The following is a 13,288-nucleotide window of genomic DNA, read 5'->3' on the forward strand; positions in this document are numbered from 1 at the left end:
CCTTTAATTGTTTAAAATAAATCTTTACTCCAAGCCTTGATTCGTTGTAAGAATGAGGGCTTTTCGTCCTGCGAACTGCTTGTATTCCCAGCTTGATTTTCAAGTCCATCAGCATTGGGCTGATCTAAATCCCGCAAATCTATCTGAAAATTAGAGTCTGTTTGCATTGTCTGTGTTTGTGTTTCGTAATCAGATTCTACCATATTTAACGCATTATGCCTACTCCTAATATTATTTTGTGAATCTTTTTCATAATTGGTGAAGTTTCCTGCACCATAAAGAATAAGCCCCACTACAACTGAACTACTAGAATCTTTTAAGTTATCAAATAAGCCATCTATCTCAGTAGGACGCGCCAAACGCACAGAAAGCGGGCTAAACGCAGCAGAAGCAAACTCTCGCATACCCTTTAAATTTGCCATTCCACCTGTAAGCACCACGCCTGTTATCTGTTTTTTTAATCCACTCGTGCCAATAGAATCTGATAATATCCGCAAGGTTTCCTTTACCCTATCACCCATGACACAATATATATCACGCAAAGGAACATCAATGGTTTCTTCATTATTGCCTATACGCGGGATTTCAAGCACCCTGCCCTGCTCTTCTGCACTAGGCAAAAGATTCCCAAATTTAATCTTAATTTCTTCAGCAACTTTTAAAGGCGTATTAAGAAATCTCGCCATATCGCTTGAGATGTGATTAGAACCTACGCCAAGAAAATCGTTATAGCACATAGAGTTTCCATCATAGACCATAAGCTCACAAGTTTGCGCTCCCATGTCAATACATGCTACACCCAAATCTTTCTCATCTTCATGTAATACCGCAATTGAAGCCGCATAAGACGCAAGAACAATGTTTTCAATCTCAACTCCAGCCAATCGAATAGCCTTTTTGAGATTCTCTAAACTCGCAGTCTGCACAGTAACTATATGAGTATCAACTTCTAAGCGACTACCTGTCATACCTATAGGATCTTCTACATGCTCTTTATCATTCAATCTAAAATGATGGGGAAGTACATGCACGATTGAATAATCCTTTGGAATCCCAGCATTATGCACGGCAAAACTCAACGCGGCATTGATAGTGTCGATATTAACTTCTCTATCCATTACATTAGCACTGCCGCTTACATTTATGCTTTTTGTATGCGCACCAGACAAGGATACTATGGCTTTTGAGACATCCACTCCAGCCATTAGCTTTGCTTCGTGGATACTCTTTCTAATGGCACTGCCAGCCTGCTCTATATTTACAATTGCACCTTTCTTAACACCTTGTGTCTTACATGTCCCAGTCCCAATGATTTGCACATCAGAACCCCTAACATCAGCAATAATAGAGCAGATTTTTGTTGAACCAACATCAACACCTAGAATAATCTTATTCAATTCTGCCTCCTATAGTCAATAACCTTATAATGTTTCATAGCATATTCAAACATAGCATTTCTAAGATCCCTAACCTTTGCTTCTTGCAGGGCTTCATCTTCTGCATTTGTAATATTTACTAGATCTGCATAATTAGGCATTTCTTGCTTAACAACTCTAAATAAAAGTGCTTTGTCGCTACCAAGAAATACAACGCCCTCTTTTTTATTATGTCGCATGATATAATCTAGTGCTTGTCGTATATCCATGTCATTCAGACCAAGTGATAGTAATTGCTTATGAGATTGCATATTTTGCTCTTGCCATAATGACAAATGTAGTGGCACGACATTTCCTAAATTCTCTTCGCCTATTTGTGAAAGCTTGGTATATGCCATTTTCTTAAACTCATCATTTTGCTTTTCTGCCATTAAATCCCTACTAGCTAACTCTTTTGCTAACTCAAAACTAAGTGCTTGTTTTGGAATCTTTTCGGTAATATAAGGGATAATCCAATGGTCCTTGCTATACTCTAAAGGTGCAAGTAAGCCCTTACCACTGCTTACCGCAGTAATCAAAGCAGAATGATCACTTCCATCATCATTAAGCTGCAAACTATACAATGGAATATCTTGCAGTGCTATATCTTTAATATCTAAATCACCATCAAAGTGTTTTTGCAATAAAGCAATGCTTTGAGATTCCATTGTGGTGATAACATTGCTTGTTTTAATCTGTAAATCTTTATTATTTTCAGCAATATTTTTGCTTATAGTCGCCATATAAGAACTAGCAAAACCTAAAACCGCTTTGCGATAGTCCGCTTCCACTTCCTCTAAGGCTTGCTCAAATGTTAGATTCTTATATTTTCTCTCATTGTCTTTATAGAACTTCTCAAGCATTGCCCTATTTGTGTTAATTTCACCCATATCAAGTGCCATATAGGCTATCTTATAACTTGCTGGTTTATAATACTTTTCTTTATTTCTTTCCCAATATGAGCGAATTTCAGAATCTGCTGTTTGCAACACAGCATTTTTTAGCACAGAATCTTTATGCAGTAATCTTAACTCCGCAACATCTTTAATCTTCCCTGCACTCATAAAAGCGTTTGTCTCAAGTGTAGAAACTGGTGCTAATGGAAAATTTTGCATTTTTTCTTGCAGTAAAGCCTTTGCTACAAACGCTTCATAATCAGCGGTATTCCAACGATTTGCTTGTAATAGCTTTTCGTATTGTTCTTTATTAAAAGTATGTGTTGCATCTTGAAATTCAGGCGTATTAAGCAAAGCTTCTAGAATCTCATTTGAAGTTATGCTTACACCAATGTCTTTTGCAAGCATTTCTAACAATTTTTCTTGCACTAAGATTCTAAAGGCTTCTTGTTCTATTTCTGGCATAGGCTTACCATCATCTGGTAGCCCTACTTGACGCATGTATTCAGCAACATTATCATAAATTTCATTATATTTTCTTTGATATTCTTGACGGCTAATATATATGTCGCCAACCTTTGCAACGCTGTCGCTTGATACTGCGGAGAAGCCACCACCACCCCACTCTACCATGCTTGCAAAAACTAATGCCAAAGCACTTACCCATACGGTAATAACTAAATATTTCTTGTGCTTTTGCATCCATTCTAGCATATACAATTCCTTTTGAAAATAATAAAAAATTGAAACAATAATGATCTATGTTTTTTGACTGAAAAAGTTTTGCCATTATAACAGAAAAAATACAATATTTTATAAGTTTAATCTGTTATTTTTCAATTTTTAATTAGTGTTATATTTTGAGTTAAATATAGGTTAATGTGTGGTAAATATGTATATTATTTATGCAAAAAATCTTATAAAATAAGACTTTGAGAATCTCGCCCTACCCTACCCTAGTTTATAGAGTTTCTATTCTTTAAAGATTCTGAAATTTCATTGTGGTTTAAAATTTGCCTTACTTACACAATACATTGCTACAAAGCAATCATCACACATAGGCTTTAATGCCTTGCATTGATACCTACCAAATAGCACAAAGGCTTGGTGTAAAATATTAAGATTCTCTTTAAAAGCTTTTGTTAGATCCTTTTCTGTATCAATCGCACTTTTACTTTTACTTAAACCAAGTCGGTGACTAACGCGAAATACATGTGTATCAACTGCCATGTAATTCATACCCAAAAACTCACCTAATACAACATTTGCACTCTTTTGTCCAACACCACTAAGCGACATTAAATCTTTTTGATTTGTGGGAATCTCGCCATTAAATTCTATCTCTACCTTCTTTGCCATTGCGATTAGATTCTTTGCTTTTGCATTAAAAAAAGAGACAGATTTTATAATCTCTGCGACACTCCCTAAGTCTGCCTTGCTTAATTCTTTTGTGCTTGGATATGCCTTAAATAATGCTGGTGTTACCATATTTACGCGTTTATCAGTACATTGGGCTGATAACATGACGGCTATTAATAACTCATACAAATTTGTATATTGCAATTCGGTTTGTGCGTCTTTATAATGCTCTAAAAATAGAGCTTTAATGTTTGCAATGCGCTCTTTTTTTGTCATTTACACTCACTTTTAATTCTTTGCCATAACTTCTACGGGGTTGATATGCTTTCCATTTTGCACAATTTCAAGATTCAATCTATCATGAATGCGCCCAATGACATATCCCCTTTTTACAACAAAGCCTTTCTTTAAAGTGGGGGCAATCTTATCAAGCATAGAATAGATTGTATGCATTGAGTTTGCATGCTCTACAACCACAACCTTTTTTAGTCCGGGCATTTCTTCTGCATAGATGACTTTACCATCCATAATATTATAGACTTGTGCGTCATTTTTCTTTGGTTTTAACACCACGCCATTATTAAAGATTTTAATCTTATAAGCCGGGTCAATATAATCGCCAAATGCCTGCTCTATCACATAAGAATCAAGTGGGGACCCTGCCCTTTTGCCTGTATATTTTGCAGTTTCTGGACGCTGATATACGCTATCTACTCGTTTTAGCTCTTCAAAGCTATTAATAGTATTTGACGCTTCGGCTGAACTCACCGCTGCATCATACTTTCTTTGTATCGCCTTATTTTGCTCACCTAAGAATTGTTGTGCTTTTTTGCTATCTGTTTTTGCGATTTTCTCTGCTTCTGCTTTCGCCTTTTTCTCTGCTTCTGCTTTTGCTAGGGCTGCTCTCTTTTTCTCTTCTTCTATTTTTCTTTTTCTTTCCCTTTCTAACTTTGCTAGTCTTTCTCGCTCTAGCTTTGCTTTTCTCTCTGCCTCTTGTTTTTTACGGATTTCTTCTTGTGTATTTTTCTTTAAGATATTTAACTGCCCCAAAAGTTTATCAAGCTCCTTTTTTTGCATATCAATAGCTTTTAATCGCTGGTTATAAACCTGCATTTCATTACGCATGTTATCTACTAGAATCTTTTGTTTAGCTATCATTGTTTGCAAATCTTGGTGTCTTGTCTCCTGTGTAGTAATAATTTGCGTTACTTCCTTAATGCTGCTATTAATATCACTAATCTGCTTTACTATGCTTCTTTGCTGCTTTTCAATCTCTTTAATCTCGCTTGTTGTTTGCTTTTTTAGAATCTTAAAGGCTTCTCTTGTTACCATATCTTCAAGATTTAGGCTCTCTTCATCATCAAGCACATAGGCAATAGTCATGTGTTGGAGTATGAGATTTGAAAGCTTTGTTTGTGATTGATTTAAAGAAACATTTAGTGTTGCTAGATTATCTTCAAGGGTTTGCAGTCTTGCTTCTTGGCTTTTATTTTGGTCTTTATTGCTTTCAATATTTTTTGCAAGATTCTGAATCTCTGTATCAAGCTTTTTAATCTGCTGCATATTATTGTTGATGTTTTGTCCCAATGTGCTTAACTTTAGATTGAGATTTGCCCTTTGTTTATCGATATTGCTTTTTTGTGCTTCATTTTTTTGTATATTTTGATTAATCTCATTTAAATCTACTGCCATAGCACCATAGCATAAAAATGCACTAATAAGGATAAATCGCTCAAGGCATTCTCTCATGCACGCGCCTTTGATAATATCACAAATATAACACAGCAACTAGATGATATGAAAGCAGCCAAAAAGAGCTTTATAAAATCTGGTGGAATGCGAAATATATTTAATCCTATATTTAATGCTTGTAATGTTTCAAGTGTGATTTGCAAATTTGCTATATAAAATACAAGGATAACGATAAAAAAACTCGCCAAAAATGAATCTATTAGGGCAAGTTTAAATAAGCTTCTATTGCGTATCCAAATATTTGCCCCCATAATATCCATAATCTCCATTTTATCCTTATTGACATAACGCCATATCTCAATTTGCTTTAACATAAGCATAAAGCTAACAACTGCTAGAATCACCGCAAAAGTAATAACGCTAAATTTAATAAAACTCAATAAAGTATAGTTTTCTAAATGCCTTTTTGAAAAAGTATCAACGGATAATACATTAGGATTTTTTTTCAACACTGCTTCAATCGTGCTTAATCTCTCTGTGCTTGGAAAATACTCTAAGCTTAAGCTATAAAAATAGGGTAATTGCCTTGTTAGATTCGTAAGATTTGTATCATTAATATCTTTTGTAAGTTTTGCAATAGAATCTTTTGGATTAATCTCTGTTAATGCCTTTGCTTCGACTATTTTTTTACGCACAGAATCAAAGCTAATGGGCTTTTTAGCCGTGATTCCAATAGCATATTTTTGCGTAATGAAACGCTCTTGATTTGCTACAATACGCTCTAAAATAAGCAGACATTGCAAGCTAAAAAGCATGGTAATAAGCGGTATAAGTAAGGATAAATGTTGTTTAAGCGTATTCATGGATTAAACCTTCTTTAATTTCTATTTTTCTATATTTTAGATTCAAATGCTTTGGGATTCTATGCGTTACAACGACTATTGTAATGTTTAATTGCTCGTTTGATGACTTCAAAAGTCCCCAAATCATATCGCTAGAATAATCATCAAGATTCCCTGTAGGCTCATCACAGAGAATAAGCCTTGGTCTATGTGCTATTGCTCTTGCTAGAGCTACTCTTTGTTGCTCTCCACCGCTTAATTCCTGCGGATATTTATTTGCTTTATGTAAAAGGCTAATGTGAGAGAGTAATTTTTCTGCTTGGGTTTTTATCTCTGTTTTTGGAAATTTATTAATAATCATAGGTAATGCGATATTTTTTTCTACATTCCAATCTTGTATAAGCTTATAATCTTGGAAAACAATCCCCATTTTACGCCGCAAAAGCATGAGTTTATGACTGCTAATCTTTTTCATATTAGAATGCAAAACACTAAGCTCACCTTCTTGCACGCTGATATTGCCATAAATGGAACGCAAAAGTGTGCTTTTACCGCTACCACTCGCACCTGAAATAAACACAAAATCTTTGGGATATATATTGAAACTTGCATTTTTTATCACAAGCCCTGTGCGTTTGTAGCCTAGACAAAGTTGCTTTGCTTTTATAATCGTATCCATTTATAACCTTTATGCTAGTTTGCTGTTTTTATAGAATCTTTTTTAGTAGATTCTAGTTTATTGGAATCTTGCTTAGAATCTAGCGTGATAGAAGCAGATTCTATAGCCTCTTGCAATATTTTACATAAAAATTTGTGTGCTTGTAAATGAGAGCGGATAGATAAGGGCTTTTTTAGATAATGTAATTTATGATTAGAATCTAGGATTAAATAAGTATTAAAAGGCATATAAAAACTACCAAAAGTAAGATTAGCAATGCTTATATTTTCACTCGCACTAGATTGTGTGGAGTATATATCGCCGATACTAATGAATATAGAATCTTGTATCCACTTCTTATTGCATAAAGATTCTAGAATTTTGTTGTGTTGTGTTGTGTTAGAATCTGGAAACTTGTCATTTTGAGCCTTTGAAAAAGGCGAAAAATCTTTTTTAGATTCCATTTTAGAATCTTGCGTACAATCCCTTGTAGATTCTGTATTAGATATTTCGCTACGCTCAACATGACAATTTGTTGTAGATTCTAGATTTTCTACCAAATCTAGGCAGGGTTTAGGGTGCATGTTTTTAGAATCTAGATTCTGTATTGCTTGGTTTCTAGTATTTATAGAATCTACTTTTCTTTCTAAACTCGGTAAAGAAAACACGCCCCCAAGGCTATCATGATTTTGCTGTCTAAAATCATGCTGAAAAATACGCATTTCATAAATATCCTTTTTCATATTGCTCCATCTTGCCTCATATTTACTTACAATATCTATATCCTTATTTTTTAGAATCTCAAAATGCGTAAAATCCGCACTCATCGCTTCTTTCATACTATCTAACACATATTCATAGTCATCACTACGCAGATTGATATGCCCTGTATCCTTTAAGATTCTAAAGCTATTTTCTAAAAATTCCCTATGAAATACTCTTCTATGCTTTGCCTTATTCCAAGGGACTGGAAAATGCAGGAATATGGTCTCTACGCTTTTCTTACTTAAGGCTTGAATGCCAAGCCTTGCATCAAAATCACAGATAAAAAGATTCTCTAAATGATACAATTCTATCGCATTTATAACCTGCCTTACTGAAGGCGTGTGTATCTCAAAGCCTAAGATTAGCTTTTGTGGATTTTTCTTCGCTAAATCAAGGATATGTCGCCCACTACCAAAACCTATTTCAATATAATCTGGCGTTAATGCAGAAAGTCTTTCAAGATTCACTAAATAGCCTAGCTGCATACCTCTTGTATGCTTATTTTGTGTTTGATTTAAATTATGTGTAATTACATTAAGATGAGATGCGATAAATTGCAATACTTTTTTAATGAATAAAAGATTGCTAGGACGCGTGATTTTATCAACCTTATATAAAAAGTCATTCGCCCTTTTCACACATCGTATAAAAAACATCTCTTCTTCATGGATTATAGGGATTAAAAAAAGATTATTAAATCTCTTATTCACAAGCATTTCTTTTATAATAAAATCATCGTGTGCTATATCGCTATCATATATAAACATGTCTTTGCTAATAAAATGCGGCATATTTTAGCCCTACTTTTTTGCTGAATCTTGCTTAGCTGTATTTGCATTTTGTGGCTCTGGCGATACAGGTTGTGCTGGTTGTAAAACCGGTATATTTGGTGCTGCTGGTTGTGGTGCAAGTTGCAGGGTAACTTGTCTGCTTCGAGTAGATTCTATACCATATTTATCCACACCGACAACATGATAGGTATAGCTTACACCCTCTTTTATACTTCTATCTGTAAAGCTTGTATTTTGTGCTTGATTAAATTTATTGTTTGTGCCATCACTGCCACTACGATATACAATATAGCTCGTTGAACGATTATCACTTGCCCCTTCCCATGCGATTATTGCACTTGTATTTTCTATCGCACCTTTTGTTAGATTTGGTGCAAGTGGTGGTGGAAGTGTCTGTCCGCCAACGCCATTTTCTTGCAAGTTTGATTCCAATTTATATTTATCAATCGCACTGACTTTATAATATCTTATAGCCCCGTGTGAATCTATTTTATCGGTATAAGATTCCCTTGTTACAAAAGCGATTTTTCTATAATTATCATTTAGAGTATTTGATACATACACATTGTAGCCAATCACATCTTTGGAATCACTTTTATCCCATTCTAGCCAAATTTCACGCAATCTATTTTGCGTGGTTTTAATGCCTGCTACAACAGGCGGCAATGCCCTTGTTTTGCCGACTACTAGCTGACTTGGCACAGATTTTGTGCCATCATGACTTTGGGCTATAACTCTGTAGGTATGCTCTGCTCCATTTTCTATATTTCTATCAAAAAATTCTACTAACATGCGATTTGTTGTCGAACCAATGGCAATGAACTTCCCCTTTTTCTCTTGCTTTTCAATAATATAGTTCTTTACAATAGGATTTGGACTAGGACTCCAAAAAATCTTAATCTTTTGTGCGTAATCTTGCGAGGCATATACAAAGCTCACAGGATCTATAAAAGAAGTTTTTACCTTTAGTGGTGTGCTTTTCTTTGATACTTTAGAATCTTTTCCTACTGCTGCAATCGCATAGGTATATTCAGTTTGTGGTTCTAGCTTATCGTCATAATAATGCGTTGAAAAGGCATTTTTTATAAAAGCGATTGTCTCAAACTCTTTCTTTTTATTCTCACGATAAATCACATAGCCATCGATATTTGTCGTATCTTCTGGTGTTTTCCACTCAAAGCCAACAGAAGTTACATCAGGCAATGCACGAAAGGTTTTAACAACAGGTAAATTAGGATCTATCTCATCTTTTATACCCATAAAGCTAAAGATTTTTGAACTTGAACATGCAGAAAATAACACTACATGCAGCAATAAAAATAACATAATAAGACATTGTCTATATACATAAATCATATACCATGCTCCTTGTAATATTTCGTATTTAGAATCTAGTTTCTTGCAATTTTTCTTAATTCATCTTGCCATTGAGATAAAAATGCTTCTAGCTTACTTTCATAGTTAATAAAATTTTCATTTAGGAATTTTAGCAAATCTTTGGGTATTTTTGCACTAAAAACATTTCCATCAAAATAAAGTAGCTGTGCGTGTAGTAGCATTTTTGTCTTATATGTGCTTTTTAGATTCTCTGGGCTATAGAGCATATCACCATAGATATAGCGTTGCAGTGTGCTTAAATGCACCCGTATTTGATGTGTCCTACCACTAAAAAGCCGCACACCAATAAGCTCAAATACCCCATTTTTACTCTCCATAATCTTTCTAAACTCACTTTTAGAATCTCTTGCGAATGGATATTTTTCTTTATCAAGCTTTGCCATTTTCAAGCGATTATTAGGATTTCTCCCCATATAGCATTCCACAAAAGTGTTATGTTGCAAGGCTTTATTAATCACGCAGATATAGATTCTACCCATTGTGCGATTTTGCAGCATTTCAGCAAAACGCAAATGACTAGCATTATTCTTTGCTACTAAAATCGCCCCGCTTGTATCCTTATCAAGCCTATGCACGATACCAAACCTCATTTCTCCATTAATCGTTGATAATTCATAATTTTTTGCGCTTAAATAATCAGTGAGTGTAACTTCTTTCACACTTGGGGCATGATGGACGACTAGATTTCTTGGCTTATTAAGGATAAGATAATCGCTATTTTCATGTATCACTTCTATATCTAGCCCCTGTATTAACTCATCTGTGTTTATTACTTTTGAAGTATTTTTTATTGTATAGATTTCAATACAAGCGCCTTTTTTTAGAATCTGTGATTTTTTTGTATTTTTTTCATTCATTTTTACAAGATTAGATTCTATCCATTGACTAGCTTGTGAGCGTGAAATCTTTAGAATCTCTTGCAATGCGTTATCAAGCCGCATATAATCATGTAAAATACAAAAATGATACAGCAATTCCATTTGTTTTCCTAACACGAAATTAATAAATGAATTTTAGCGAAAACTTGCTATAATTTTGCTGCCTAGAGGTTTCGTGTTTCTCTTTTATAATTGGTAGTCTATTTAAAATATATTTTTGGGTTACGCTTTAGAGCTATGTGTGTCGGTATTTCTGTTCTATTTTTATAGTGAAGGGCTTGATAAGCTTTAAGATCTGCCGCCTAATTAACTCGCAAGACCCTATTTGTTGTAGCTTTAGTCGGGCTTACACAATACACGAGAGTAGCGGATCTTTGGGTATAAGATTCTAACACAAAGGCATATTTTGCAAAACTCATATAATACACTACAATCAATCAATGTTTTAATTATCGGCAATGGTGGGCGAGAATACAGCATAGCCCTTGCCTTGCAGCAAGATAAAAAAGTAAATAAAATCTTTTTCACTCCAGAAAATCCAGCCGCAACGCTATTTTTCAATGCAGGACATTTTAGCTATAAAAACCATGATGAATTATTAACACATATAAAAGCACATAATATAGACTTTGTTATCATAGGACCAGAAGCCCCACTCATGCAAGGTGTGAGTGATTTTTTAGAATCTAATAATATTTTAGTCTTTGGTCCAAGTTATGCAAACGCAAGGCTTGAAGGCTCAAAGGCTTATATGAAAAGCTTTATTCATAAGCTAAACATTCCTACCGCAAGATATAAGGAAATCACACTAAACAATATAGAAACAGGATATAGCTTTATAGACGCCCTGCCCTTACCTATCGTGCTTAAAGCAAGCGGACTTTGTGGTGGTAAAGGTGTGTTGATACTAGATTCTAAAGAAGAGGCAAAGAAGCAATTATTACTTATGCTAGAGGGCAAACTCTTTGGTGATGCAGGGAAAGAAGTCGTTATTGAAGAGTTTTTAGATGGTTATGAGTTATCTGTATTTGCTTTAAGTAATGGAAATGATTATGTCGTATTACCAGCATGTCAAGACCATAAAAGATTATTTGATAATGATAAAGGACCAAATACAGGTGGTATGGGTGCTTATACAAACCTGCCTCAAAAACTCTATAATAAAGTTTTAGAAGAAAAGATTAAAGATAAGATTCTAACTCCAACCTTTAACGCACTAAAAGAGAATAACACACCCTATAAAGGCGTAATATTTGCAGGGATTATGGTGGTAAAAAATGAGCCATACTTACTTGAATATAATGTGCGTTTTGGCGATCCAGAATGCGAAGTCTTAATGCCGCTTTTAAAGACTTCAGCCCTAGAGCTTATGTATAGCTATGCTAAGGGTGAGAGTTTAGAATCTATTGCCTTTCATGATAGTTGTGTTGTATGTGTGGTAATGACTAGTAGCGATTACGCACAAGATTCTAAATCAAGCGATTATCCAGCAAAAATAACTTTTAATGATATAAATCCAAAAGACATAAATACAGAATACGGACATCTCGTATTTGCAAATACAAGCTTAAAAGATTCTGTATTACATGCAAATAGCGGAAGAAGCATAGTTGCCATTGGTAAAGGCAAAAGCCTACAAGAAGCCAGAGATAATGCTTATAGACTTGTAGAAAAGATAGATTTCAAAGGTAAGCATTACAGAAAAGACATTGCGTATCAAGCATTGCGGTAGAATCTTTTGCGTGTTATTTGTCTATGATTTGAGATAAGTTTGAAGATGGATGTATGGTTAAGAACCGCTGCTTTATAGTTATCGCTATGCTACTATCAGCTGTATTTGGCGTTATTGCTTTTTATCTTGATTTCAGGGATAAATATTCATTATAGTTTTATCTGTTTTTACCTAAATCCAATAACATAGCTTTGATCACTACAAGCACAAATGTGTATCTAACAAGGGTTTTAAAAAGCCATTGTCTAGCTAAAAAGCTTTAAACTCATAAACTTAAACACTTAGCATTATTTTTTAAGAATCTATTTTGTGATATTTGTGTCTTTCATAGATTAAGAAAAGCCATTATATACCCCCAGCGTTATAAAATTACTCTCAAACTACATAAATAAGGGAATTGCAAACATACTACATAATCACATGTTTATAATTCTGTATAACCTTTTGTATAACCTTTTAAGATTAAATCAAAAAATTACAAGTAAAATAACACATATTCCAAAGATTTTAACCCTTTAAAATACCCTTACATTATAACTTAAAATCTAATCCTTTTTTATATATGATTTTTATCTAGTGATTATATATTACATTTTCACTTTACAAAGTGTTACAAACCAAGCAATACAAAATTACAAATTAATTAATACTTTGATACAAATTAAAATTACACACAATACAAAAACATTAAAGACTAGATACAAACTTAATAAAACATACAATACAAACATTACTAACAAACAAAAGATTAAAAGATACATTAAAAACATAAAAAGGTATTAAAACATGATTTGTATTTAGATTGTGATTAGCTTGTAATAAATGTATGATTAAGTTATGCAGGTAATATTAAAGTATGTTT

10 protein-coding genes are annotated in these 13,288 nt (G+C 33.9%); 1 reads left to right on the forward strand and 9 read right to left on the reverse strand.

Going from position 1 to position 13,288, the window contains the following annotated elements:
* Positions 1-11: 11 nt before the first annotated feature.
* From ftsA to C6H17_RS03360, 9 genes are all read right to left on the reverse strand, one after another.
* Positions 12-1,397 (reverse strand): cell division protein FtsA, encoded by a 1,386-nt coding sequence (ftsA, locus tag C6H17_RS03320; RefSeq protein WP_004086956.1) that lies wholly within the window; start codon positions 1,395-1,397, stop codon positions 12-14.
* Complete coding sequence (locus C6H17_RS03325; protein ID WP_005219812.1) at positions 1,394-3,025, reverse strand: SurA N-terminal domain-containing protein; 1,632 nt, start codon at positions 3,023-3,025, stop codon at positions 1,394-1,396. The genes ftsA and C6H17_RS03325 overlap by 4 nt, the downstream gene beginning before the upstream one ends.
* 282 nt (positions 3,026-3,307) lie before the next feature.
* A complete protein-coding gene (gene nth / locus C6H17_RS03330) occupies positions 3,308-3,946 on the reverse strand; it encodes an endonuclease III (RefSeq protein ID WP_005219813.1) in 639 nt (212 codons plus the stop codon).
* Between the two features lie 12 nt (positions 3,947-3,958).
* A complete protein-coding gene (locus C6H17_RS03335; protein ID WP_005219814.1) occupies positions 3,959-5,419 on the reverse strand; it encodes a murein hydrolase activator EnvC family protein in 1,461 nt (486 codons plus the stop codon).
* Positions 5,416-6,225 carry an FtsX-like permease family protein gene (locus C6H17_RS03340; RefSeq protein ID WP_005219815.1) on the reverse strand — a complete coding sequence of 270 codons (810 nt, stop codon included), beginning with the start codon at positions 6,223-6,225 and terminating at the stop codon, positions 5,416-5,418. The genes C6H17_RS03335 and C6H17_RS03340 overlap by 4 nt, the downstream gene beginning before the upstream one ends.
* The gene (locus C6H17_RS03345) at positions 6,212-6,883 is read right to left on the reverse strand and encodes a cell division ATP-binding protein FtsE (RefSeq protein ID WP_004086969.1); all 672 of its coding nucleotides are present in this window, start codon (positions 6,881-6,883) and stop codon (positions 6,212-6,214) included. The genes C6H17_RS03340 and C6H17_RS03345 overlap by 14 nt, the downstream gene beginning before the upstream one ends.
* A gap of 14 nt (positions 6,884-6,897) precedes the next feature.
* Positions 6,898-8,418, reverse strand: coding sequence for a tRNA (guanosine(46)-N7)-methyltransferase TrmB (trmB, locus tag C6H17_RS03350; RefSeq protein ID WP_005219816.1), 1,521 nt, complete (start codon positions 8,416-8,418; stop codon positions 6,898-6,900).
* A gap of 9 nt (positions 8,419-8,427) precedes the next feature.
* Entirely contained in the window at positions 8,428-9,774 is a 1,347-nt protein-coding gene (locus C6H17_RS03355; protein WP_020995978.1) for a fibronectin type III domain-containing protein, read from the reverse strand.
* Between the two features lie 35 nt (positions 9,775-9,809).
* A complete protein-coding gene (locus tag C6H17_RS03360; RefSeq protein WP_020995979.1) occupies positions 9,810-10,796 on the reverse strand; it encodes an RluA family pseudouridine synthase in 987 nt (328 codons plus the stop codon).
* 304 nt (positions 10,797-11,100) lie between these two features.
* Here C6H17_RS03360 and purD point away from each other — a divergent pair, with 304 nt between their 5' ends.
* On the forward strand, positions 11,101-12,426 hold the full coding sequence (gene purD / locus C6H17_RS03365) for a phosphoribosylamine--glycine ligase (protein WP_005219819.1): 1,326 nt from the start codon (positions 11,101-11,103) through the stop codon (positions 12,424-12,426).
* Positions 12,427-13,288 lie beyond the last annotated feature (862 nt).

This window comes from Helicobacter rappini (assembly GCF_900198625.1).
Taxonomy (GTDB): domain Bacteria; phylum Campylobacterota; class Campylobacteria; order Campylobacterales; family Helicobacteraceae; genus Helicobacter_A; species Helicobacter_A rappini.